Annotated in this window: 30 protein-coding genes and 1 pseudogene; 19 read left to right on the top strand and 12 right to left on the bottom strand. The window is 66.0% G+C overall.

Features of this window, described 5'->3' with window-relative positions:
* Positions 1–279: 279 nt before the first annotated feature.
* The 11 genes from C100_RS37475 to C100_RS37425 all read left to right on the top strand — a co-directional run bounded on the left by C100_RS37475 (position 280) and on the right by C100_RS37425 (position 7,304).
* Entirely contained in the window at positions 280–1,107 is an 828-nt protein-coding gene (locus C100_RS37475; protein WP_024020224.1) for a pyruvate, water dikinase regulatory protein, read from the top strand.
* Positions 1,104–1,709, top strand: coding sequence for a Maf family protein (locus tag C100_RS37470; RefSeq protein WP_024020223.1), 606 nt, complete (start codon positions 1,104–1,106; stop codon positions 1,707–1,709). The genes C100_RS37475 and C100_RS37470 overlap by 4 nt, the downstream gene beginning before the upstream one ends.
* The gene (locus tag C100_RS37465) at positions 1,706–2,530 is read left to right on the top strand and encodes a shikimate dehydrogenase family protein (protein WP_024020222.1); all 825 of its coding nucleotides are present in this window, start codon (positions 1,706–1,708) and stop codon (positions 2,528–2,530) included. Before C100_RS37470 ends, C100_RS37465 begins: the two co-directional genes overlap by 4 nt.
* Positions 2,527–3,120: a dephospho-CoA kinase gene (coaE, locus tag C100_RS37460; protein WP_024020221.1), complete on the top strand. Its 594-nt coding sequence runs from the start codon at positions 2,527–2,529 to the stop codon at positions 3,118–3,120. Before C100_RS37465 ends, coaE begins: the two co-directional genes overlap by 4 nt.
* Before the next feature lie 31 nt (positions 3,121–3,151).
* The gene (dnaQ, locus tag C100_RS37455) at positions 3,152–3,844 is read left to right on the top strand and encodes a DNA polymerase III subunit epsilon (RefSeq protein WP_024020220.1); all 693 of its coding nucleotides are present in this window, start codon (positions 3,152–3,154) and stop codon (positions 3,842–3,844) included.
* A 74-nt stretch (positions 3,845–3,918) separates the two neighbouring features.
* On the top strand, positions 3,919–4,512 hold the full coding sequence (gene hpf / locus C100_RS37450) for a ribosome hibernation-promoting factor, HPF/YfiA family (RefSeq protein WP_024020219.1): 594 nt from the start codon (positions 3,919–3,921) through the stop codon (positions 4,510–4,512).
* 130 nt (positions 4,513–4,642) lie between these two features.
* On the top strand, positions 4,643–5,110 hold the full coding sequence (locus tag C100_RS37445) for a PTS sugar transporter subunit IIA (RefSeq protein ID WP_024020218.1): 468 nt from the start codon (positions 4,643–4,645) through the stop codon (positions 5,108–5,110).
* Entirely contained in the window at positions 5,028–5,558 is a 531-nt protein-coding gene (locus C100_RS37440) for a PaaI family thioesterase (protein WP_442800318.1), read from the top strand. Before C100_RS37445 ends, C100_RS37440 begins: the two co-directional genes overlap by 83 nt.
* A 19-nt stretch (positions 5,559–5,577) precedes the next feature.
* Positions 5,578–5,889, top strand: coding sequence for a DUF1491 family protein (locus tag C100_RS37435; protein WP_442800317.1), 312 nt, complete (start codon positions 5,578–5,580; stop codon positions 5,887–5,889).
* 173 nt (positions 5,890–6,062) lie between these two features.
* Positions 6,063–6,704, top strand: a complete 642-nt coding sequence (locus tag C100_RS37430; RefSeq protein WP_024020215.1) for a cell wall hydrolase — start codon at positions 6,063–6,065, stop codon at positions 6,702–6,704.
* Between the two features lie 105 nt (positions 6,705–6,809).
* Positions 6,810–7,304, top strand: a complete 495-nt coding sequence (locus C100_RS37425) for an MmcB family DNA repair protein (RefSeq protein WP_024020214.1) — start codon at positions 6,810–6,812, stop codon at positions 7,302–7,304.
* Between the two features lie 3 nt (positions 7,305–7,307).
* Here C100_RS37425 and C100_RS37420 read toward each other — a convergent pair whose 3' ends face one another.
* Both C100_RS37420 and C100_RS37415 read right to left on the bottom strand, forming a co-directional pair.
* The gene (locus C100_RS37420; RefSeq protein ID WP_235219088.1) at positions 7,308–8,063 is read right to left on the bottom strand and encodes a kinase; all 756 of its coding nucleotides are present in this window, start codon (positions 8,061–8,063) and stop codon (positions 7,308–7,310) included.
* Between the two features lie 139 nt (positions 8,064–8,202).
* Positions 8,203–9,522, bottom strand: a complete 1,320-nt coding sequence (locus C100_RS37415) for a hemolysin family protein (protein ID WP_024020212.1) — start codon at positions 9,520–9,522, stop codon at positions 8,203–8,205.
* A 152-nt stretch (positions 9,523–9,674) separates the two neighbouring features.
* Between C100_RS37415 and C100_RS37410 the strand changes: the two genes are divergently transcribed.
* Positions 9,675–10,355, top strand: a complete 681-nt coding sequence (locus C100_RS37410; protein ID WP_024020211.1) for an OmpA family protein — start codon at positions 9,675–9,677, stop codon at positions 10,353–10,355.
* 163 nt (positions 10,356–10,518) lie between these two features.
* On the opposite strand, the gene C100_RS37405 is transcribed toward C100_RS37410, so the two are convergent.
* From C100_RS37405 to C100_RS37370, 8 genes are all read right to left on the bottom strand, one after another.
* Positions 10,519–11,136, bottom strand: a complete 618-nt coding sequence (locus C100_RS37405; protein WP_024020210.1) for a MarC family protein — start codon at positions 11,134–11,136, stop codon at positions 10,519–10,521.
* Complete coding sequence (locus tag C100_RS37400; protein ID WP_024020209.1) at positions 11,133–11,789, bottom strand: hypothetical protein; 657 nt, start codon at positions 11,787–11,789, stop codon at positions 11,133–11,135. Before C100_RS37400 ends, C100_RS37405 begins: the two co-directional genes overlap by 4 nt.
* Positions 11,786–12,682 carry a bifunctional methylenetetrahydrofolate dehydrogenase/methenyltetrahydrofolate cyclohydrolase FolD gene (gene folD / locus C100_RS37395; protein ID WP_024020208.1) on the bottom strand — a complete coding sequence of 299 codons (897 nt, stop codon included), beginning with the start codon at positions 12,680–12,682 and terminating at the stop codon, positions 11,786–11,788. The genes C100_RS37400 and folD overlap by 4 nt, the downstream gene beginning before the upstream one ends.
* Positions 12,679–13,002 (bottom strand): DUF167 domain-containing protein, encoded by a 324-nt coding sequence (locus C100_RS37390; RefSeq protein ID WP_024020207.1) that lies wholly within the window; start codon positions 13,000–13,002, stop codon positions 12,679–12,681. Before C100_RS37390 ends, folD begins: the two co-directional genes overlap by 4 nt.
* Positions 12,999–13,289: a YggT family protein gene (locus C100_RS37385; RefSeq protein WP_024020206.1), complete on the bottom strand. Its 291-nt coding sequence runs from the start codon at positions 13,287–13,289 to the stop codon at positions 12,999–13,001. Before C100_RS37385 ends, C100_RS37390 begins: the two co-directional genes overlap by 4 nt.
* A gap of 263 nt (positions 13,290–13,552) precedes the next feature.
* Positions 13,553–14,470, bottom strand: coding sequence for an acetylglutamate kinase (gene argB, locus C100_RS37380; RefSeq protein WP_024020205.1), 918 nt, complete (start codon positions 14,468–14,470; stop codon positions 13,553–13,555).
* Between the two features lie 145 nt (positions 14,471–14,615).
* Entirely contained in the window at positions 14,616–15,287 is a 672-nt protein-coding gene (locus C100_RS37375) for a queuosine precursor transporter (protein ID WP_024020204.1), read from the bottom strand.
* Between the two features lie 73 nt (positions 15,288–15,360).
* A complete protein-coding gene (locus tag C100_RS37370) occupies positions 15,361–15,975 on the bottom strand; it encodes an ankyrin repeat domain-containing protein (RefSeq protein WP_024020203.1) in 615 nt (204 codons plus the stop codon).
* A 39-nt stretch (positions 15,976–16,014) separates the two neighbouring features.
* On the opposite strand from C100_RS37370, the gene C100_RS37365 reads away from it, so the two are divergent.
* From C100_RS37365 to C100_RS37350, 4 genes are read left to right on the top strand one after another with little or no spacing between them, the layout of a single operon-like run.
* Entirely contained in the window at positions 16,015–16,665 is a 651-nt protein-coding gene (locus tag C100_RS37365) for an SCO family protein (RefSeq protein WP_024020202.1), read from the top strand.
* Complete coding sequence (locus C100_RS37360) at positions 16,653–17,090, top strand: YcgN family cysteine cluster protein (protein ID WP_031309591.1); 438 nt, start codon at positions 16,653–16,655, stop codon at positions 17,088–17,090. Before C100_RS37365 ends, C100_RS37360 begins: the two co-directional genes overlap by 13 nt.
* Positions 17,047–17,787 (top strand): YgjP-like metallopeptidase domain-containing protein, encoded by a 741-nt coding sequence (locus C100_RS37355; RefSeq protein WP_200866570.1) that lies wholly within the window; start codon positions 17,047–17,049, stop codon positions 17,785–17,787. The genes C100_RS37360 and C100_RS37355 overlap by 44 nt, the downstream gene beginning before the upstream one ends.
* Before the next feature lie 7 nt (positions 17,788–17,794).
* Complete coding sequence (locus C100_RS37350) at positions 17,795–18,055, top strand: hypothetical protein (RefSeq protein WP_024020199.1); 261 nt, start codon at positions 17,795–17,797, stop codon at positions 18,053–18,055.
* On the opposite strand, the gene trhO is transcribed toward C100_RS37350, so the two are convergent.
* On the bottom strand, positions 18,052–18,879 hold the full coding sequence (trhO, locus tag C100_RS37345; protein ID WP_024020198.1) for an oxygen-dependent tRNA uridine(34) hydroxylase TrhO: 828 nt from the start codon (positions 18,877–18,879) through the stop codon (positions 18,052–18,054). The genes C100_RS37350 and trhO overlap by 4 nt on opposite strands.
* Positions 18,880–18,945: 66 nt before the next feature.
* Here trhO and pdeM point away from each other — a divergent pair, with 66 nt between their 5' ends.
* Together pdeM and C100_RS37335 are read left to right on the top strand one after the other, a co-directional pair.
* Complete coding sequence (gene pdeM / locus C100_RS37340) at positions 18,946–19,605, top strand: ligase-associated DNA damage response endonuclease PdeM (RefSeq protein WP_024020197.1); 660 nt, start codon at positions 18,946–18,948, stop codon at positions 19,603–19,605.
* A gap of 186 nt (positions 19,606–19,791) precedes the next feature.
* Positions 19,792–22,593 (top strand): TonB-dependent receptor, encoded by a 2,802-nt coding sequence (locus tag C100_RS37335; protein WP_031309588.1) that lies wholly within the window; start codon positions 19,792–19,794, stop codon positions 22,591–22,593.
* Here the strand turns inward: C100_RS37335 and C100_RS37330 are convergent.
* The gene (locus C100_RS37330; protein WP_024020195.1) at positions 22,590–23,330 is read right to left on the bottom strand and encodes a YggS family pyridoxal phosphate-dependent enzyme; all 741 of its coding nucleotides are present in this window, start codon (positions 23,328–23,330) and stop codon (positions 22,590–22,592) included. The two genes, C100_RS37335 and C100_RS37330, sit on opposite strands and share 4 nt — an antisense overlap.
* Positions 23,331–23,346: 16 nt before the next feature.
* On the opposite strand from C100_RS37330, the pseudogene C100_RS0124805 reads away from it, so the two are divergent.
* Positions 23,347–23,526: pseudogene (locus C100_RS0124805) on the top strand (thiamine phosphate synthase); the annotation flags it as partial.

Here is a 23,526-nt window from a genome sequence, read left to right as displayed (position 1 = left end):
TTATAATTAAGATTCAAAAGGGATGTTGAAGATGTAGGTCGGTTGGCAGCGGGGTTTATGCGTTGCGCCCCGATTTGCCAACAGCTTGACTCCCCCGGCCCTCGCTTTGCCGTTCGAGTCAGTCCAGCTATCCACGCTATCCACAGGCTGTGGATGAAATTGCGGGCCTGTTGGGGGCCTGTGGATAAGAATCCCGGCTATGGGGATGGCGGAAAAGCGGGTTTTTATCCCCGATTTCCTCCCTTGCTTTATCCACAGCCTGCCCACAGAGATATACATATGGCGCGCATCCACTTGCATCTTCTATCGGACTCCACGGGCGAAACGCTCGAAAATGTCGCCAAGGCGGCGATCGGCCTGTTCGAAAATGTCGAGGCGATCCGGCATTTCTGGCCGATGGTGCGATCCGAAGTCCATCTCGACCGCATCATGGAGGAAATCGCGGCCAATCCCGGCCTCGTCCTCTTCACCCTCACCAATCACATGCTTCGCCGCCGGCTGGAAACGCGCTGCCGGGCGCTGGGCCTGCCCCATGTCGCCGCGCTCGACAGCGTCGCCGACGCCCTGTCCAACATATTGGGGCAGGAAACCCGCACCCGGCCGGGCCGCAAACATATATTGGACGAGGCCTATTTCGCCCGGATCGAGGCGATCCAGTTCACCATCGCCCATGATGACGGCGTCGGGCACGATAATTGGGAAGAGGCAGACATCGTGCTGGCGGGGGTGTCGCGCGCGTCCAAGACGCCGACCTCCATCTATCTCGCCAATCGCGGCTACAAGACCGCCAACATCCCGCTGGTGCCGGAATCGCCGCCGCCGCGCAGTCTCTACAGCCTCAAACATCCGATGGTGGTCGGGCTGACCGTCAGTCCCGAACGACTGGTGCAGATCCGCCGCAACCGGTTGCTCTCGCTCAACCAGGCGCCCGAAACCGCCTATGTCGACATTGACAAGGTGCAGGACGAACTGGTCTTCGCCCGGCGCATGTTCGCCGATCATGGCTGGCCGGTGATCGACATGACCCGCCGCTCGATCGAGGAGGCTGCGGCGGCGATCATCAACCTGTTCAACGATCGCGTATTGGCGGAGGCCCAGGATTCATGATCATTCTCGCATCGCAAAGCGCCAGTCGCCGGGCGCTGCTGGCGGCCGCGCAGGTGCCTTTCGAGGCGCTGTCGCCGGGCGTGGATGAAGAGGCGGTGAAGGACGCGCTGCGCGCCGACGGGCTGGACGCGCGCGCGCTTGCCGACGCGCTGGCGGAATTGAAGGCGCTCAAAGTGTCGCGCCGGGTGCCGGGCGCGCTGGTGCTGGGCTGCGACCAGACATTGAGCCTGGACGGCGGCGAGGACCGGGGCATGATGATCGACAAGGCAGTCGATCGCGCTGACGCCGAACGCATCCTGCGGCTGCTCTCTGGCCGGGCCCATCATCTGCACAGCGCGGCGGTGATCGTGTTGAACGGCGAGCCGATCTGGCGCCATGTCGAACGGGTGCGGATGACGGTGCGGCCGTTGTCCGACGCCTTCATCGCCGCCTATCTGGATGGCGACTGGGACGAATGTCGCTGGTGCGTGGGATGCTACCGAATCGAAGGGCCGGGCGCGCAGCTTTTCAGCAAGGTGGAGGGCAGCCAGTTCGCAATTCAGGGCCTGCCGCTGCTGCCTCTGCTTGACTTTCTGCGCGTGCGGGGCGTTCTGGCGGCATGACCGACACGCTCCCCTATGCCGAAGTGATCGGCGATCCGATCGCCCACAGCAAATCGCCGCTGATCCATGGTTTCTGGCTCGACGCGCTCGATATCGAGGCGGAATATCGCAAGACCCATGTGACGCCGGACGGGCTGGCGGCCTATTTCCTGCAACGCCGGGCCGATCCCGACTGGCTGGGCTGCAACGTCACCATTCCGCACAAGATCGCGGTGATGGACTATGCCGATGATCCGGGCGGCGTGCGGGAACGGATCGGCGCCATGAACACCATCGCGTCGGAAATCGGCGGGCCGCTGATCGGCACCAACACCGACGCGGGCGGCTTCCTCCAGCCGCTGCTGCGCGACGGATGGAAGGGGCGCAGCGCGGTGCTGGTCGGCGCGGGCGGCGCGGCGCGCGCGATCCTGTTCGCGCTCGCCAGCCTGGACGTCACCGACATCACCATCATGGCGCGCGATCCCGCCAAGGGGCAGGCTTTGCTCGACCGCGCGGGGATAAGGGGGCGGGCGATCGGCCTGTCCGACGCGCTGCCCGCCGCCGACCTGCTGGTCAACGCCACTTCGCTCGGCATGGTGGGCCAGCCGGTGCTGGACCTTGATCTTTCGCCCCTGCCGGACAGCGCGACCGTCTATGACATCGTCTATGCGCCGCTCGAAACCGGCCTGCTCAACGCCGCGCGGGCGCGGGGGCTGAAAACGCTCGATGGCCTGGAAATGCTGATCGGACAGGCGGCGCTGGCGTTCGACATTTTCTTCGATGCGCAGGCGCCGCGCGACCTGGACGAGGAATTGCGCGCGCTGCTGACCGCCGCGGAATGAAGGTCTACGGTCTCACCGGATCGATCGGCATGGGCAAGTCGGCGGTCGCGGCGATGTTCCGCCGCGAAGGCGTGCCCGTGTTCGACGCCGATGCGCAGGTCCATCTGTTGCAAGGACCGGGCGGGCCGTTGCTGCCCGCGATCGAGGCGCGCTTTCCCGGCACGACCGGCCCGGCCGGGGTCGATCGCGCGAAACTGGGCGCGGCCGTGTTCGGCGACCCGCATGAACGCAAGGCACTGGAGGCGATCGTCCATCCCGCCGTGCGTGCGGAACGGACGCGCTTCCTGCGCCGCCACCGGTCGCGCAAATTCGTGATCCTGGACATACCGCTGCTGTTCGAAACCGGCGGGCAGAAAGGGCTGGAAGGGGTGATCGTCGTCACCGCGCCGGCCTGGAAACAGCGTCGGCGTGTGCTGGCGCGACCAGGCATGACAGCGGGGAAATTCCGCCAGATTGTCCGTCTGCAAGTCCCCGATGCCGAAAAGCGGGCGCGGGCCGACCATATCATCCATACGGGCACCACCTTTGCCGACACCCGCGCCCAGGTGCGACGTCTGGTCGCTTGCCTTGGCGGCAAGACAGGCAGATAAGGGTTAGCCCATAGAGTCGATTGCGAGGGCGATGCGCGAGGTTATTTTCGATACCGAAACGACGGGATTTGATCCGGTCTCTGGCGACAGGCTGGTCGAAATCGGCTGCATCGAACTCATCAACCGGGTGCCGTCGGGCCGCACCTTCCATGCTTATTATAATCCTGAGCGCGACATGCCCGCCGCCGCCTTTGCGGTGCATGGCCTGTCGGGCGATTTCCTGCGCGACAAGCCGCTCTTTGCGCTGGGCGCGCGCGAACTGCTCGACTTTCTGGAGGACAGCCCGCTGGTCGCGCATAATGCGCGCTTCGATTTCGGCTTCCTCAATCATGAACTCAGGCTCTGCGGGCATCCCGAGGTGCGGATGGACCGCATGATCGACACGGTCGCCATCGCGCGGCAGCTTCATCCCGGCGCCAAGCACAGCCTGGACGCCCTCTGCACCCGCTATGGCATCGATCGCAGCCATCGCATCAAGCATGGCGCCTTGCTGGACGCCGAATTGCTGGCGCAACTCTACATCGAATTGACCGGCGGCCGTCAGATCGGCCTGGGTCTGGCACAGGAGGAAGCAAATCAGATCGTCAGGGTGGAACTGACGGAAACCACCGTGGTTCGCCCTGTTCGTCCCGCGCGCGTCTTCATGGCGAGCGCGCTGGAGCTGGAGCGGCACGCAGCGTTTGTCGCGACGCTGGAAAAGCCGCTCTGGCTTGAGGAAGCATAGACCCGCAAGGGCCTGTGTTTTCGCACCAACCGGGCCGCCCTCCCGGCGATCCGGCAAGAATAAGGAGAAGGCATATGGATATTCGTGTTTCCGGGCATCAGGTCGATACGGGCGAAGCGCTCAAGAGCCACGTCACGGAACGACTGGAGACGATGGCCGAGAAATATTTCTCCCGCACGATTTCCGCCCAGGTGACCTTTCGCAAGGCGCCGCATGGCGCCTTTCACTGCGACATCATCTGCCATGTGATGACCGGCCTCATCCTCAAGGGCGCGGGCGAGGCGCAGGACGCGCACCCGGCGTTCGATCTGGCCGCCGACCGGATCGACAAGCAGTTGCGCCGCTACATGCGACGGTTGAAGGATCGCAGCCAGCAGGCCGCGGCGGCCGAGGCGCACAAGTCCAACGGCTTCAGCCTGGAAGAGGTTGACGGGGCGGGCTACACCATCTTCGCCACCGGCGACGATGAAGAGGAACCGTCGGATGCGCCGCTGATCGTGGCGGAAACCCGGGTCGACATTCCCGAAGCCAGCGTGTCGGACGCGGTGATGATGCTCGACCTGCGAAACACCAATGCCCTGTTGTTCCTCAACGCGGGCACGTCGGCCTATAATATGGTTTATCGCCGGCATGACGGGACCATTGGCTGGGTCGAACCGCGAGGCTGACCCGCCTGCGCCCGGCCCCCCGCCTGTTGACCTGTGGACGCAGGCGGCCTATGGGGCCGGGCTTCATAGTCCCCGAGCATACGCGCATGATCTGACTGGCTGGGCGCGGCTCGGCTGGTTCGGAATTGTCATGGTGCATTTCAACGATATCGTCGCGGCCGACGCGCTCGCCACGGGCCTGACGGTCAACGGCAAGAAACAGTTGTTCCAGAAGGTCGCGGCTTTGGCCGCTGGCGCCTACGGCCTTGACGCCGATGGCGTGGCCGAAGCGCTGTTCGAGCGTGAGCGGCTCGGTTCGACCGGATTTGGCGGCGGTGTCGCCATTCCGCACGCCAAGATACCGGGCCTTGCCCGGATGTGCGGCCTGGTCGTGTTGCTCGATCCGCCGGTGGCGTTCGACGCGGTGGACGATGCGCCCGTCGATATCGTCTTCGCCCTGTTGTCGCCGGTCGACAGCGGCGCGGAACATCTCAAGACGCTGGCGCGCGTATCGCGTTACCTGCGCGACGACAATAATGTCGCGCGTCTGCGCGGCGCCCAGTCGGCCGAAGCGCTCTTCGCCCTCCTCGCCAGCGGCGGGGCGCGTGACGCTGCCTGACGGGCCGAGCGGCGAAGCCGCGCATTTCCGGGCGCTGGAGCAGCTTTACCGCTCCGCGCCGATCAACCGCCTGTTCCGTTCCGACCTCGTCATTCCCGAAGCCGGCCGGTCGATCATCGACTTCGATGTGGACGAAAACCAGTTCCATGCCGCCGGCGCCGTGCATGGCACCGTCTATTTCAAGATGCTGGACGACGCCGCCTTCTACGCCGCCAACAGTTTGGTGAGCGACCGTTTCCTGCTGACCACCGCCTTCAACCTGCTTTTCACCCGGCCGATCGGGCCGGGCCGGATTCGCGCCGAGGGGCGGTGGATCAGCGGCAAGCGCCGGGTCTATGTCGCCGAAGCCAGCCTGATCGATTCGGATGGCGAGGAAGTGGGACGCGGCACCGGCACCTTCATGCGCTCGCAATTTCCACTGTCATCGCTGCCCGGCTATGGCGCCTGACGCACGGCTGACCAGCGCGATGCTGGTCGGCGCGTTGCGCCGGCGCGTCGCGCAGGAGGGCGGCTTTGCGACGGTGCTGGTCAAAGGGGATGAGATCAGCGGCGTGATTCTGGTCCAGGCGCTCGAAAAAGGACAGGAAAACGGTCTTTTTGAACGTGTGCCGAACCTTGACGGCGGTTATGCGTTGATGCGCTGTGGACCCGCCCCGGCGGAGGGTTCGCAAGCGCTCGCCAGCTATATCGAGCGCCGGCGCAGGTCGGACCCCGACCTGTGGATCATTGAACTCGACATCCCGCAAGCGGAACGCTTTGCCGCTGAAACGATCTGCTGATCGTTGACACATCGTCACGGTCCGTGCAGAGGCCCGCGCACGCCAACGCGCAGGTTGCCGTTTTCGCCCATGGGGGGCGGGTGCGGTAAACACGCAGACGGGGGGCGGCCGGTCGTCGCAAGAATAAGTTAAGGACGACGCCCAGGCCAAGAACCGCTTGATTTTGAGCCACGATGAGTTTTCGCCTGAAAGCTGCGATCCTCGCTGCCTTTGCCTTTTCCACCGCCGCTGCGGTGTCCGCTTCCGACATATCGATCGCCGGTGAATCGATCGCTTCGGTCGCCTCTCTTCCCCAGATGTCCTCGGCCGGCGCACAGCCCGCCGTCGTCTTCGCCGCGCCGCGTGAGATCACGCAGCCGCTGGCATCGCGGCCCAAGGCCGATACCGACTCCGATTTTTCCGCGGACAGCCTCGCTGCTCTGGTCGACGCCCAGGGCGCGCCCGAGGAGCTGGATGGCGACATGCAGTGCCTGGCCGGAGCGGTCTATTTCGAATCCAAGGGCGAAAGCCTGGAAGGCCAGCTGGCCGTCGCGCGCGTGATCATCAACCGCGCCAAGTCCGGCCGGTTCGCCGACAGCCTGTGCGGCGTCATCTATCAGCCCAGCCAGTTCAGCTTCGTGCGTGGCCATTCCATGCCGCCGATCCGGCTGAACAGCCGCAGCTGGCGTCAGGCCGTCGCCATCGCCCAGATCGCGATGAACGATAGCTGGGACAGCCAGGCCGAAGGGGCGCTCTTCTTCCACGCCCGCCGCGTGTCGCCGGGCTGGGGCAAGGCCAAGCTCGCCTCGATCGACAATCACATCTTCTACCGCTGATCCGGCGCACCCGGGGGGGCGTGAACGGAAAAATCCAGCAGAGGCCGGTTCGGGACAGCCGAATCGGCCTTTTCATTTGTTCCCATAATGTTCTAATGGTGGGCCATGGATAGCGCCGCGACCGATAGCTGCTCACCGCTGACCGACGGCACTGCGCTGGCGGTGGCGCGCGGAACGTTGCGGCTGTTCTTCCGCCACGACATGAGCGGCATCCTGGAAGTTCCGCTGCCCAACGGGCGCCGCGCCGACATCATGGCGATCGACAGTGCCGGGCGCCTCACCATCGTCGAAATCAAATGCAGCCGGGCCGACCTGCTGGGCGATATGAAATGGCCCGATTATTTCGACTATTGCGACCGTTTCTACTGGGCGGTGCCGGCCGGGTTCGACCTCGCTCCGTTCGAAAGCGACGCGCTATGGCCGACGCGCACCGGGCTGATCGTCGCGGACCAATATGATGCCGAACTGGTGCGGCCCGCTCCGGTCGAATCCCTCGCCGCCGCGCGCCGCAAGGCGGAAACGCTCCGCTTCGCGCGCCGTGCCGCGCGCCGCCTGACCGCGTTGTCCGACCCGGATCATGCCGCGGAGCTTGGCTGGTAAGCGTCAGCGCCTTTCGTGCGTGCGCCGGCCGTCGCCCTTGTCCCTCACCGCCACCACCTGTCGCTCGGTATCCAGCGCGATCGTCATATCGGCATGAGCGGGCATGTCCGCCAGCATATGGCGTGTGATCCGCTCATAATGCTGGATGAACCGCGCCAGCGCGGCGTCGTCCATGCCATGGCCTGATGCGCGCAGCTTCTCTTCCTGCTGCGCCCGCCAGCGCGACACTATGGCGAAATCCGGCGCCGCCAGGAATACCAGCCGGTCGATTCGGGCGAACAGGCGCTGATAAGGACCGGCCAGCGCGTCATGGACGAACCGGCGCCAGTGTCCGTCCGCATCCTCCTGCCGCTCCAGCAGGTTGATCGGCGGATCGAGCGCTGCGGGCGTCCGGGGCCTGGCGCCCACGCACCAGCCTTCGAACAGCAACAGCCGTGTGCCCAAGGGCGCGCGATCCCATTGCGCGATGGGCAGCCGATCATCCGTCCCCTTGTCGAATCGCGGCAGCAAGGCGTCCTCGCCCCGCTCCAGCGCGGCGATCACCGCCAGCCCCAGCGCCACGTCATGGGTGCCCGGCACACCGCGCGTGCGCAGCAGCGGATGCACCCGCTCGGCCAGTTGCGCGCGCGCCGCATGGCCCAGATACAGATCGTCGATCGACAGCAGCGCGGTCGGTACGCCCGACTCGTCCATGCGCGCCTTCAGCCGGGCCGCCAGCGTCGATTTGCCGCTGCCCTGCGCACCGGCGAGGCCCAGCATCGCCAGACGCCCGCCCGACCCGGCCAGCGCCTGTCGCGTTCCTTCAATGATTCTGTTCAGCGCCTCGTCGCTCGCATCGCGCACCGCTCGTCCTCCGCCGCCGGAACCTGCTCGCAATCTGCTACGTCGGGCAAGCCCCCTATGGCAGGGGCGCGACCAGCAGCTTGTCGATCTTGCGGCCGTCCATATCGACGATCTCGAAGCGCCAGCGTTGATCGTCGGCAAAGTCGCCCACCTCGGGTAGCCGCCGCATCAGCCACAGCACATGGCCCGCCACCGTCGCATAATCGCGGTCTTCCGACAGGCTGATGTCGATCCTCTCGGCCAGCTGATCGATCGGCATCTGGCCCGACACCAGCAGGCTGCCATCCTCCCGCTCGACCAGATCCGGCTCGTCGAACGCGTCGCGGTCGGACGCGAAATGCCCCGCGATCGCCGACAGCAGGTCCGCCGGGGTCACGATGCCTTCGAAATGGCCATATTCGTCATGGACCATCACCATCGGCACGTCGGACCGGCGCAACACCTCCAGAGCGTCCATGGCGTCGACCTGGTCCGGCACGATCTCCGCCCGGCGCATCAGATTTTCCAGGTTCAGCGGCTCGCCCCGGAACTGCGCGGTCATGATGTCGCGCGCCTGGACGATGCCGATAATATCCTCGACCGATCCCCGGCCCACCGGCAGGCGGGTATGCGACGTGTCGAGCAGCTTGGCGCGAATCGCCGCTTCGTCGGCGGACACGTCGATCCAGTCGACATCCATGCGCTGGGTCATGACCTCGCGCACCGGCCGGTCGGCCAGCCGCACGACGCCCGAGATGATCGCCCGCTCGCTTTCCTCGATGACGCCGGACTTGCTCGCTTCCGCGACGATCAGGTGCAATTCCTCGGCGGTGACATGATTTTCCGATTCGCGGTCGAGGCCGAGCAGCTTGAAAATCAGCGCGCTCGACCCGTCGAGCACCCATACCAGCGGCGCGGTCAGCTTCGCCAGCCACAGCATCGGCCGTGCGACCAGCACTGCGATCGGTTCGGGCGCGCGCAGGGCGAATTGCTTGGGCACCAGCTCACCCACGATCAGCGAGGCATAGGTGGTCAGCCCGATAACCAACGCGAAACCAGCCGTTTCGGACAGGTTCGGCGACAGTCCCCAGGCCTGCAACCGTTCGCCCACCGGGCCGCCCAGGCTGGCGCCGGAATAGGCGCCGGCGATGATACCGATGAGGGTGATGCCGATCTGCACGGTGGACAGGAACCGGCCCGGATCGGCGGCCAGCGCGAGCGCCGCCTTGGCGCCGCTGCGGCCTGCCTTGTCCATCGCCTGCAAGCGCGGCCGGCGCGCCGATACAATGGCCAGTTCGGACATGGCAAAGACGCCGTTCAGCGCCACCAATGCCAGAATGATGACGAGGTCGGCCCAGGGAAAGGGCGTGAGAGCTGGGGAGGGGATCGTGGCCATGGTGGTCAGTTGCTCCCTATAGCGCTTATTCTTTCAATTTCACAACATCGCCATCATCGGCAGTTCAGTTCGCTTGTGGAACAAACGACATGGCTCGGCCATTTGGGGGGCATCCGCCCTGCAAGGGCGATAAAGACAAGGGAACAGGAATAATGAGGATTTCTCATCGCATCATCGGCGCGGCGGGTCTCGCCGCGATGCTGGCGACCACTGCTTGCACCACCGATCCCAACACCGGCCAGCAGCGGGTGTCGAAGGCTGCGATCGGCGGCATCGGCGGCGCTTTGGGCGGCTATCTGCTCGGCGATCTGGTCGGCGGGCGGCGCGACCGCACTGAAAAGATTCTGGGCGCGGGCATTGGCGCGGTCGCTGGTGCCGGCATCGGCGCCTATATGGACGCGCAGGAACGCAAGCTGCGCGAAGAAACCGCCGGCACCGGTGTCGACGTGATTCGCGACGGCGACAATCTGTTGCTGCGGATGCCCTCGGGCATCACCTTCGCCTATGACCGCGCCGATGTGCAGCCGCAGTTCCAGCCGACGCTGAACGAAGTGTCCAGCGTGCTGGCGCAATATCCCAAAACCTATATCGACATTTATGGCCATACCGACAGCGACGGGTCGGACGCCTATAACCAGACCCTGTCGGAACGCCGCGCCCAGTCGGTCGCCAATTATCTGGTCGGCCGGGGCGTGCAGTCGGCGCGCGTGGCCACCCGCGGCTTTGGCGAAACCCAGCCGATCGCGTCCAACGCGACGGAAGAGGGCAAGGCCGCCAACCGCCGCGTCGAAATCAAGATCGCGCCGGTCACCGAAGCCGACACGCGCGGCTGATCCGACCGGACGCGCCGACAGCGCCGCCCGCTCCCCACCGGGATCGGGCGGCGCTTTGCGTTGGAGCATCGTGCGGAAAAGAAGGAACCGGTTTTCCGCTCAAAACGATGGGTCAGCAAAAGCTTGGAGCGCGCGACCTGCGTCCGATCTAACGCAGCGCGCTCTAGAAGCTGGCCTTCAGCCCGTCGATCACGAACTGGGCGGCGAGCGCGCCGAGCAGCACGCCCAGCAGCCGGGTAATCACCGCCTCGATCTTGTGACCCAGCAGCGCCATCAGCGGTCCTGCCGCGATCAGGGCGGCCAGCATCAGCGCCAGCGTCACCACCACCGCGCCCAGCACCACCATCCGTTCGGCAATGTCGGTGGCGCGCGACATCAGCAGCATCACCGTCGCGATGGAGCCCGGCCCGGCGATCATCGGCATCGCCATGGGAAATACCGACACATCCTCGATCTCGGGCGTGTCCGCGATCTTCTGCGCGCGATCCTCGCGCCGCTGGGTGCGCTTTTCGAACACCATATCCATTGCGATGATGAACAACATGATGCCGCCGGCGATGCGGAAACTGTCCAGTGCGATTCCCAGCACGCCCAGCAACTGCTTGCCCCACAGCGCGAAGACCAGCAGGATCGCGGCCGCGATGCCGACCGCGCGGATCGCCATGGCCCGGCGCTGCGCCGCGCTCGCCCCGCTGGTCAGGCTGGCATAGATGGGCGCGCAGCCCGGCGGGTCGATGACGACGAACAGCGTCACGAAGGCGGAGAGGAACAATGCAGTCATGATCCGGCCCTTACCTGATCGTCGATCACCGTCTCATAGGCGTCCCCGGTCCACATGCGGACGGTGACGCGGCGGCTGTTGTCGGGGGCGACCTCGGCGCTCCAGAGCAGGCTTTCGTCAGGCGGGGGGACTTGCCCCTTCCCGCCCGGCGGCTTCCCCTCCGGCGGCCCGACCATGCGTTCGCCCCGCTTGCAGGTGGCGACCTTGCCGGTCAGGAATTCGGGCGTCGGGCGCGGGGTCGCCAGCGTGTCGCCATGGTCCAATATCCATTGCCAGCGCCCCTTTTTGTCGCGGCGCCAGATGGTGGTGAAATAGCCGACCGATCCGTCCGGCCGCGTCCAGTTGCCGGTGCTCGCGGCCAGCCGGCCGTCGCAGGACACATAGACGATGGCGGGCGACCAGCTCACCGAGGCGGGCGGATCGGCCTTTTGCTTCAGCCAGTCCTTCGCCAATATCTTCTGCGGCACGAACATCACCGCATCGTCGGCGGCGGTTTCGCGAAAGGCGGTCCATTGCCCCTTTTCCTGCGCCAGCCGGTTGAAGGCGATTTCCGCCGCAATCACCGAACTGGGATCGGGTTGATAGCGCATCGGCGGTTTCGCGGCGACCAGCGCGCCCGCCGCCAGGGTCAGCAGGGCAAGCCGCGCCCTCACAGGCCCTCGGGCTTCGCCAGTCCGGCGCGCGCATGGGCGGCGACCAGCGTGTTGCGCAGCAGCACCGCGATGGTCATCGGCCCGACGCCGCCCGGCACCGGGGTGATGGCGCGGACATGGGCCAGCGCCTCGGCGGTGGCGACATCGCCGACGATGCGGCTCTTGCCCTCTTCCTCCGTATCGGCGACGCGGTTGATGCCGACGTCGATGACGGTCGCGCCCGGCTTGATCCATTCGCCCTTCACCATTTCGGGCCGGCCGACGGCGGCCACGACGATGTCGGCGCGGTGGACGACGCTGGCCAGGTCATGGGTGCGGCTGTGGGCGATGGTGACGGTGGCGTTTTCCGCCAGCAGCAATTGCGCCATCGGCTTGCCGACGATGTTGGACCGGCCGATGATGACGGCCTCCTTGCCCGACAGGTCGCCCAGTTCGTCCTTCAGCAGCATGATGCACCCCATCGGCGTGCAGGGCACCAGCGCCTCCTGCCCGGTGGCGAGCCGCCCGGCATTGACGACATGGAATCCGTCGACATCCTTGGCCGGATCGACGGCGGCGATGACGGCGGCTTCGTCGATATGGCGGGGCAGCGGCAACTGGACCAATATGCCATCGACCCGCTCGTCATGATTCAGTTCCTCGATCAGGTCGAGCAGATCATCCTCGCCGATGGTGGCGGGCCGTTTGAATTCGAAACTCTCCATGCCGGCGGCAACCGTCATCTTGCCCTTGGACCGGACATAGACGCTGCTGGCCGGGTCTTCGCCCACCAGCACGACGGCCAGGCCCGGCTTGCGGCCGGTCTGCGCGACGAATTCCGCGACGCCTTCGGCGACCTTGGCGCGCAGCCCCGCCGCAAAGGCCTTGCCGTCGATGATCTTGCCGATGGTCATGTGTTTTCCGTCCATGTTTCGATCAGGGTGGCGATCCGCGCCCCGTCGCGCGCGCCGCCGATGATCCGCAGCCGCTTTAGCCGGTTGGTGTCGCCCGATTCCAGCAAAATCGCGCTGCGCGGCCAATCCAGCCCTTTCGCCATCAATGCGATCAGCGCGGCATTGGCCTTGCCCTTTTCCGGCACGGCGCGGACGCGGGCGGACAGCCAGCACGCATCCTTGTCATCGCGCCAGCCGCCGCCAATCTCGTCCTTCGCGGCGCCGGGGGTCAGCCGGATGCCGACCAGCAGGTCGTCGCCGGCCGACCGCCAGGCGGTCACACGAATCCGAAGAGCGGTGGCAATATGGCCTGGCGGACGATGAGCATGGCGAGCAGCACGACCATCGGCGACAGGTCGAGCGCGCCCAGGTCCGGCATGACCCGGCGGATCGGATTATAGATGGGCGCGGTCATCCGGTCGAGCGCGACCATCACCGTGCGGACGAAATCATTGCCCATGTTGACGACGTTGAAGGCGATCAGCCAGCTCATGATGATCTGGATGATGATGATCCACCACAGCACATCCAGCAGGATGACGATGATCTGATAGAGCGCGTAGGCCACATGGGTCTCCGTTGAAGCGTTGCCGCCGCTCTAGCCGAGGCTGCCCCCCGGCCACAAGCGCCGCGCGCCGCTTATTCCACCAACGACGTCTCCGATCCGTCAGGGATGTCGGGTTCCGCCCTCAATCCTCCCCAGGCTTGCTTGGGGAGGGGGACCGCCGCAGGCGGTGGAGGGGAAATGCGCTGACTTGCGCCCTCGCTCCTGACCTTCGGCATTCCGGGCAAGACCCGGAAATTCCGCCTTCAACAGCCGATTCCCGCCGCCTATTTCCGCACCAGCGTGCCCGCGCCCTGATCGGTGAAGATTTCCAGCAGCATCGCGTGCGGCACCCGCCCGTCCAGAATGACGGCGGCGTCCACCCCGCCCTCGACCGCGCGCACGCAGGTTTCAAGCTTGGGGATCATGCCCCCGCTGATCGTGCCGTCGCTTTCCAGGCCATGGATCGCCTGCGGGTCCAGGTCGCTCAGCAACTGGCCCTGCTTGTCCAGCACGCCGGGAACATCGGTCAGCAGGAAGAATCGCGACGCCTTCAACTCGGCGGCGATCGCGCCGGCCATGGTGTCGGCATTGACATTATAGGTATGGCCGTCGGTGCCGATCCCCACCGGGGCGACCACCGGGATGATGCCGTTCGTGGCCAGCGTGTCGAGGATGGAGCGATCGACCGAGACGGGATCGCCGACAAAGCCCAGGTCGACATTGCGCTCGATCCCCGAATTGGGGTCCGCCTCGCGCTTGCCCAGCACTTTTTCGCACAGGACCAGACCGCCATCCTTGCCCGAAATGCCGACGGCGCGGCCGCCCGCGCCGGCGATCCAGCCGACGATTTCCTTGTTGATGGAGCCGGCCAGGACCATTTCGGCGATCTTGGCGGTTTCCGCGTCGGTAACGCGCAGGCCGCCGACAAATTGCGATTCCACGCCCAGCTTCTTGAGCATCGCGCCGATCTGCGGCCCGCCGCCATGGACGACGACGACATTGATGCCGACCGCCTTCATCAACACGACATCCTCGGCGAAATCGCGCGCGGCTTCGGGATCGCCCATGGCGTGGCCGCCATATTTGACCACGAAGGTCTTGCCCGCATAACGCTGCATATAGGGCAGCGCCTCGACGAGGGTTTCGGCCTTCGCGAGGAGCGCGGGATCGGGGGCGTGCTTGCTGGTCATGCGCGCGCGCATAAGGCCATATGCCGCGCGTCGCAAGTTTTGCCGCGTGGCCGCTTCAATGATTAGTTAGCTAACTAATCAAAATCGCCATGCCGCGCAGCTGTCGGTTTCGCTGTCGCGTCTAACGGGCAGGGGGTCAGGGTTCGGGGCCGGGCGATCAGCGGTCCAGCCGCCGCCCCAGCCCGACCAGCAGATAGATGACCGGCGGCACCAATATCGCCGACAGCAGCACCTTGGCCAGCATCTGGCCCAGCAGCAGTTCGCCGATCGGAAAGACGCCGTAAAAGGCGATGGTCACAAACAGCAGCGTGTCCACGATCTGCGACAATATGCTGGCCATTGCCGCGCGCAGCCACAGCATCCGGCTCCCTTCCCGCCCCTTGAGCGCCGCGAACAAAGTCACGTTCAATGTCTGGGAAATGCCATAGGCGATGATGCCGCCCAGCCAGATGCGCGGCGTGCCGCCCATCATCATGGCAAAGGCCTGCGCCCGCTGCGGGTCCATGTCGCCCGCCGCCGGCGCGGCCAGGACCAGGATCGACAGCAGGATCGACGCGATCAGCGGCAGGAAGCCGATCTGGACCAGCTTGTTGGCGACTGCCCGGCCGTGCAGCTCCGCAACCGCGCTGGAAATCGTGACCAGCAGCAGAAAGGCGAAAATGCCTGCCTCCACCGCCAGCGGCCCCAGGCCGACCATCGGGCCGATGCCGGACAAAGGGCCGAGCGCCACCTGCTTGTTGCCCAGCACGCCCGCAATGCAGACCATGCCGCCATAGAAGATCGAAAAGAAGAAGAGCGAGCGGCTGATGGGCGCGGGCGAGGAAGTCATCGGCCGCCCTTACCGGCATTTGCGCGACGGGGGAAGATAGTCCCGCGCAGTGGCCTTCCCGTTGCCCGCTGGTTCAGAATACCGGACCCTGCACCGGCCCGGTCGGCTTGGCGGTGCTGGTCTTGGCCGCGTCCAGCGCGTCCGACAGGCCCGGCGTGCGGGTGTCCCGCTCGGCATAGTCGCGGGCCGACATGCCGGCGATGGAATCGCGCTTGTCGGCATTGGCGCCCTGCGCCACCAACAGGCGGACCAGGCCGACGTCGCGCAGCTGCACCGCGCGGATCAGGGGCGTTTCGCCGCTGTCATTGGCCTTGTCGACCTGCGCCTTGTACGCCAGCAGGGTGCGCACCCCTTCCTCGAACCGGTTCTGCACCGCGTCCATCAGCGGCGTGTTGCCGTCATTGTCGGTCAGGTTGGGATTGGCGCCCTTTGCCAGCAGAAAGGTGAGCCAGCTATTGTCGCGCCGGTCGACCACATAGTGCAGCGCATTTTCGCCGCTGGTCACGTCGCGGCTGTTGATGACGGTGGAGCCGGGCTTCTGGATGAGGTCGGTGACCTTCTGCCCGTCCCGCTCCTTCACCGCCTTCAGGAAATTATAATTATCCGAAAACTGGGCGTGCGCGACGCCCGGCGTCAGCAGCGCCAGCGCCATCGGACCCAGGAATGCGGAAAGGAACTTCGTCGTCATGATGCGCCCCGTTGATTGCAAATCGTTTCCTAGCAGGGCATGGCTGGCCTTGCCATGAACAAAGCCATTCTCGCCTTCGCCCCGCTCATGCTCGCCCTGCTGACGGGCTGTAATATGGGCAGCGGCGGCAACACATCAAGCCAGAGCGCGCAGGGCGACCTGGTCGGCGCAAAGATCGGCGCGCCCTTCACCCTCGTCAATCAGGACGGGCAGCCCACGCGCTGGGCCGATTTTGCGGGCCAGTATCGGCTGGTCTATTTCGGCTACAGCTATTGCCCGGATGTCTGCCCGGTCGACCTGCAACGCATCATGCAGGGGTTCAGCCAGTTCGAAAAGGCCAGGCCCGCGCTCGCCGCCAAGGTGCAGCCGATGCTGATCAGCGTCGATCCGCAGCGCGACACGCCACAGGTGCTGAAAAATTATGTCGCCGCCTTCCACCCCCGTTTGATCGGCCTCACCGGCACGCCCGAACAGATTGCGGAGGTCGCCAAGGATTTCGCGGTGATCTACAGCCCGGAGAAAAGCGAAGGCGCGAGCGAATATCTGGTAAGCCATAGCCGCACCCCCTATCTGTTCGACCCGGCGGGCAAGCCGATCGCGCTGGTGCCGGTCGATGATCCCGGCACGCCGGACGTGGACGAAGGTGCGCCCGACACGGTGCTCGCCTTCCTTGAAAAATGGGTCAAGTGACGCACTTCTGGGAAAAACCCCTCGACCAGCTCGACCGCGCCCAATGGGAAGCGCTGTGCGACGGCTGCGGCAAATGCTGCCTGCATAAGGCGGAGGATGAGGATACGGGCCGCATCTATCCCACCAATGTCGCCTGCCGCCTGCTCGACCGGCAAAGCGGGCAATGCAGCAATTACAAGGACCGGCGCAGCTTCGTGCCCGATTGCGTGCGGCTGACCCCGGCCAAGGTCCGGCAATTGAGCTGGCTGCCCCGGACCTGCGCCTATCGCCTGCGGGGCGAAGGGCTGCCGCTGCCGGCCTGGCATTATCTGGTCTGTGGCGATCGCGAAGCGGTGCATCGCGCCGGCGAATCGGTGCGCGGCTGGACCGTGGCGGAGGCGGATGCGGGCGACTGGGAAAATCATCTTGTCGACCGCGAACTTTGATTCCGACGCGGCGATCCTGATCGACGGGGTGGCGATGCCCGTGCGGGTGCGCCGGTCCGCGCGGGCGCGCGCCTATCGGCTGACGATCGACGGCGCGCGGGGCGAATTGCGCCTGTCGCTGCCGGCGCGGGCCAATCTGAAAAAGGCGCTGGGCTGGGCGCAGGCGCATGAAGCCTGGGTTCGCGCCCAGATCGCCCGGCAGCCGGCGGTGACCCGGCTGGACCATGGCGCGGTCTTCCCGCTGGAGGGGCGGGACGTGACGATCCACTGGATCGAGGGCGCGACCCGCACCATCCGTCTGGAGGGCGACCGGCTGCTGCTGGGCGGCGCCGCCGAATCGGTCGGGCCAAGGGTCCAGCGCTGGCTCGTCAACCGGGCCAGGGCCGTGCTGGAAACCGAAAGCCATGAACTGGCGCGCGACCATGGGCTGATCGTCGCGTCGGTGGGAGTGGGCGATCCGCGCAGCCGCTGGGGCAGTTGCGCCTCGTCGGGCGCGATCCGCTATAGCTGGCGGCTCATCCTCTGCCCGCCCGACGTGCGCCGCGCGACGGTGGCGCATGAACTGGCCCATCTGCTGCACATGGATCACAGCCCGGCCTTTCACGCCGCCCATGCGCGCATCTATGGCGCGGACCCCAAACCCGCGCGGGCGTGGCTGCGGGCGCATGGCGGCGGCCTGCACCGTTATCGCGGGTAAAGGCCGCATGGCGCGCCGGAAACGCTATCTGACCGCAACCATGCCCGACGGCTATGTCAAGACGATCGGGCCGACGGCGGACCCCTTCACCCATTATTGGCGGATCGTCGCGGATCTGGACAATGGCAGGACCGAAGTCTTCTGGGGCCATAGCCGCTCGCTCGCCGAAGCGAAGAAGCTGCGCACCGCGGCGGCGGACGGCGCGCGGATGCGCGGCTGGAAAAACTATCGCTTCGAAATCGCCGAACTGGTCGAGACGCCGGTTTAGCTGCGATGCGGCCAGGCGCCCGATGCGTCGCCCGGACACGCATGGTCGGCTTCGCGCGGATGGGGCAGGCCGCAGGCGCGGCAGGTCACATAATCGCCCGGTTTCAGGCCATGGCCCACCGTCACCCGTTCGTCGAAGACATAGCAGTCGCCGCGCCAGCGACTCTGCGCCTCCGGCATCTCCTCCAGATAGCGCAATATCCCGCCCTTGAGGTGATAGACCTCGTCAAAGCCGCGCGCCTTCACCAGCGCGGTCGATTTCTCGCAACGTATGCCCCCGGTGCAGAACATCGCGATCCTAGGCGCGCGGCCTTCCTCGCGCAGCCCCTGCGCCAGGGCGTCGAACCAGGCGGGAAAGTCGCGAAAGGACCGGGTGGCGGGGTCGATCGCGCCCTCGAACGTGCCGCACGCCACTTCATAGCCGTTGCGCGTGTCGATCAGGATCGTGTCGGGATCGGCGATCAGTTCATTCCACTCGGCCGGGTCCAGATGCGTCCCCGCCCGGTTCGCCGGATCAAGGTCGCCTGCATCCAGGGTGACGATCTCCGCCTTCACCTTCACCTTCATCCGGGCGAAGGGGGCTTCGTTGGCTAGCGCATATTTGACGTCGACATCGGCGCAGCCCGGCAGCGTGCGGATATGCGCCACCAGCGTAGCGACGGCGTCGGTATCGCCGGCGACCGTGCCGTTAATCCCTTCCGCCGCCACGATCAGCGTGCCGCAGGTGCCGAGCGCCGCGCAGCGCGTGCGCAGGTTGGCGGCGATCACGCCGGGATCGGCGAAACGGGCGAAACGATAAAGGGCAGCGACGGTATAAGTGGACATGGCAGCGCCTATAGGCGCTCGCCCTGCCTCTTGAAAGCCGTGCCGGACAGGCGCATAGGCAGGGGCATGGTTCCCCTTTCGTTCGCAGGTGAGGCGTTTCTGGCGCTGCCGGAGGCCGCGCTCTACTGGCCGGCGCAGCGCGCCCTGCTGGTCGCCGACCTGCATTTTGAAAAGGCGAGCTGGTATGCCCGCTTCGGCCAGTTCCTGCCGCCCCATGACAGCGCCGCGACGCTCGATGTGATAGAGGCGCTGGTGGCGCGCACGGGCGCGCGCGCGGTCTGGTCGCTGGGCGACAGTTTCCATGACAGCGACGGCGCCGCCCGGCTGGACCCCGACTCCCGCGATCGCCTGATGTCGCTGACGGCAAGGCTGGATTGGACCTGGATAACGGGCAATCACGATGTCGGTGTCATGACCATGCCGGGGGGACGGCGCGTGGCGGAGGCGCAGGTCGGGGGGATCTGGCTGCGGCACGAAGCCGAAGCGGACGATCCCCGACCCGAAATTTCCGGCCATTTCCATCCCAAGCTGCGCCTGTCGCTGCGCGGTCGTCATGTGTCGCGCCGTTGCTTCGTGGGGTCGGCGACCAAGCTGATTCTCCCTGCCCTGGGCGCCCTGACGGGGGGGCTGGACGCGGGCCATGGAGAGATTCGGCGTGCGGTGGGGCCGGGCGCGGCCGCTTTGGTGCCGGTCGCGGACCGGCTGCTGCGCTTTCCCTTATCGTAAGGGGACGCTACGGAAACCGGATTTTAAGGCGTTGCCGATAAGCAACACGGCATGATTTTGCGGTCACTTGCCCGCCCAAAAGGCGCGGAAAAGCTGGGCTCTATTGCCATCGCCCTGCTGTGTCAGCATAATCACCCGCATCCCGACGCGGCCAAAGCCGTGCGGGGCCAGGAGAGGATCGACATCATGACGAACAAGAGTCTCTGGCTGACCACCTCGGGTGCGTTGGCGCTGTGCCTATGTGCCCCCGCCGCGCTGGCGCAGGAGAGTGCCACGCCGCAAGCCGCTGCGGATCAACCGGGCGCCGATATCATCGTCACCGCCACCCGCCGTGCCAGTCCGCTGTCGGACGTGCCGATCGCCGTGTCCGCCGTGGGCGCGCAGGCGATGCAGAATAGCGGCGCGAGCGACATCCGCACGCTCAACCAGCTCGCCCCCTCGCTGCTCGTGTCCTCGACCGGGTCGGAAGCCAATGCCTCGGCGCGCATTCGCGGCATCGGCACGGTCGGCGACAATCCGGGCCTCGAAAGCTCGGTCGCGGTGTTCATCGACGGCGTCTACCGCTCGCGCACCGGCGCGGGCCTCAACGAACTGGGCGAGATCGAGCGGGTCGAGGTGCTGCGCGGGCCGCAAGGCACCCTGTTCGGCCGCAACGCGTCCGCCGGCCTCATCAACATCATCAGCAAGGCGCCGGAAAAGACCTTCCACGCCAAGGGCGAGATCACCTACGGCAATTATGATTATTGGCGCCTGTCGGGCCGCGTCACCGGTCCGATCAGCGACAGCATCGCGCTGGCGCTCGACGGCGTGTGGAGCAAGCGCGACGGCTTTTACGATCTGGTCGACGGTGCCGGCGCGAAAGTCGGCGACACCAATGATCGCGACCGCTATTTCCTGCGCGGCCAGGCGCTGATCGAGCCGAATGACGCGCTCTCCATCCGTCTGATCGCCGATTATACCAATCGCGACGAAAGCTGCTGCGGCGCATCCTATATCGAATCGCGCGAGCGGCGCCCAAGCGGCGGCACCGGCTATGTCGAGGCGCCCTTCAACCGCATCGCAGCGATTCTGGCGGGCCAGGGCAGCGTGATTCCCGCCGATCCCTATGACCGCGAACTCAGCATCACGCCGGGCCGGGACTATGTCAGCAAGCTCAAGGACTGGGGGCTGTCGGGTGAGATCAACTATGATTTCGGCGGCGCCAAGCTGACCAGCATCACCGCCTATCGCGACTATAAGTCGCGCGACTATGGCGATTACGACTATAATCGCGCCGACCTTCTCTATCGCGATCCCGGCACCTATCGCCAGTTCAAGACCTTCACCCAGGAACTGCGCCTGCAAGGGTCGGCCTTCGGCGACATGCTCGACTGGCTGGTGGGCGGCTATTACGCCAATGAAAAGCTGACGCTTCAGGACAATATCCGCTTCGGCGCCGACTATGGCCGCTTCGCCGCCTGCCGCCTGATGGCGGGCGCGGGCACCAACAGCAGCTTCACCGCGCAACAGCTTGCCGCCTGCGGCAGCGGCCTTGCCACCCAGCCGTTGATCGCGGGGACGCAGGCCAATCTCAACGCCGGGTTGACCGCGTCCTTCATCAATGCCGGTTTGCCGCCCGCACTGGCAGCGGCGCAGGCGGGCGCAATCTCCACCGGCCTGGGCGATGGACTTCGCGCGCTTGCCGCCATTCCCGAAGGCACGGGCGATGTCGGGTCCATCTATCGGCAGAAGAGCGAGAATTGGGCGCTCTTCACCCATAATATCATTCATGTGACCAAGCGGCTCGATCTGACGCTGGGCCTGCGCTACACCCATGAAAGCAAGCGCTTCTCGGCGGACCTGAACAACAACAACGCCACCTGCGCCGCGCTCCAGTCCTCCGCGCTGCCGTCGCTGGCGACCAACCCGCAACTGGGCAGCGCGGCCGCGTTGGCCGGCGGCATCCTGACGCTCGGATGCCTGGGCAACGGATCGACCAGCCTCAACGCGCTCGACCTCAATGACCGCATCAGCGACGGCGAATTTTCCGGGACGGCGGTATTGTCCTGGAAACCGATCGACGAACTGCTGCTCTATGGCAGCTATTCGAAGGGCTATAAGGCGGGCGGCTATAATCTGGATCGCTTCCAGCTTGGATCGACCGGGCTCAACGCCATTCCCGCCGTGTTCGCGCCGCGCACCAATGCCGACGTCACCAGCCTGCGCTTCGCCGCGGAAAAGGTCGACGCGTTCGAGGTGGGCCTGAAATTCGCCCAGCCCAAATGGACCGCGAACATCGCCGCCTTCCGGCAGGAGTTCAAGAATTTCCAGCTCAACACCTTCAACGGCACCAGCTTCGTCGTCCAGAATATCAACGGCTGCGACGGCGACCTCAGCGCCACGCGCACCTGCGACAGCGGCGATGTGGGACCGGGCCTGATCAGCCAGGGCGTGGAGCTGGAACTGTCGGCGACGCCGGCCCGCAATGTCCGCATCTCGGGCGGCTTGACCTATGCCCGCGCCAAATTCGCCAACCGGCTGGTGGGCAGCAGCGACGGCAGCGTGCCGCTCGACCCGGCGCTGTTCCTGCTGCCCGGATCGATCAACAGCAATGCGCCCCAACTGGTCACGACCGCCAGTGCGGCCTGGACGCCGGAGATCGGCTCAAGCGGCCTGTCGGCGCTTTTTTACGTCGATGGCCGCATGACCAGCGATTATAATACCGGGTCCGACTTGTTTCCCGAAAAGCGGCAGGAAGGGTATGCCATCGTCAATGCGCGCGTCGGCATTCGCGGGGCGAACCAGCGCTGGGCGATCGAATTGTGGGGCCAGAATATCTTCAACCAGGATTATACCCAGGTCGCCTTCTCCAGCCCGCTCCAGTCGAGCAGCCCGGCGACATCGACCACCGGCCAGTTCGCCGCCGGCGCGCCGATGGCGAACCAGCTGATCTCGGCCTATCTGGCCGAACCGCGCACCTATGGCATCACTTTGCGCGGGAGTTTCTAGGCGCGGGAATTTCTGATCATCCCGCGCCCGCTCGCCGGGACCGGCCGGGCGGGCGCGGGCCTTTCACCGAACAGGGCGGTGCCCACGCGAATATCGGTGGCGCCCAGCATGATCGCCGTTTCATAATCGCCCGACATGCCCATGGACAGGCGCGGCAGCCCTTCCTCCCGCGCCATCTTCGCCAGCAGCGCGAAGAAGGGCGCAGGCTCCATGTCGGCCGGCGGCACGCACATCAGGCCCAGCAACGGGATGTCGGCGTCGCGCGCGGCGGCGATCAGGGCCGGCGTGTCGGCAATGGCGCAGCCGCCCTTCTGCTCCTCCGCGCCGATATTCACCTGGATGAAGCAGGGCAGGCGCCGGCCCGCCGCATCCATCGCCTTGGTCAGCGCGCCGAGCAGGGACGGGCGGTCCAGCCCGTGGATCACGTCGAACAGCGCGACCGCCTCCGCCGCCTTGTTGGATTGAAGCTGGCCGACCAGATGCAATTCGATGTCGCCCTGTTCCTCGCGCAGCGCCGGCCATTTCTCCTGGCTTTCCTGCACGCGATTTTCGCCGAACACGCGTTGCCCGGCCGCGATCAGCGGGCGGATCGTATCGGCGTCATGCGTCTTGGATATGGCGATCAGGCGGACGTCGTCCGCGGTGCGGTCGGTCAGGCGCGCGGCGCGGTCCATGGCGTCGCGCACGGCGGCCAGCCGTTGGGCGGCCGGATCGGCGGGGATGCTGGCGGTCGTCATGCGCGCTGCTATAGGGATGGCCATGCACCGCCGCCACCGCAAAAAGCTGCCCGGCCTGTGGCTGATGACCGACGAGCGGGTGGCGGACGCGGTGCTGCTGGCGGCGGCGGCCGCACTGCCAAAGGGGCAGGCTGGCATCATCCTGCGCCATTATCGCACCGCGCCGGCGGAGCGGCGCGCCCTGTTCGAAGCCTTG

The sequence above is a fragment of the Sphingobium sp. C100 genome (genome assembly GCF_000508185.1).
Classification (GTDB): Bacteria; Pseudomonadota; Alphaproteobacteria; order Sphingomonadales; family Sphingomonadaceae; genus Sphingobium.
This window is presented reverse-complemented; position numbering and strand designations above follow the sequence as displayed.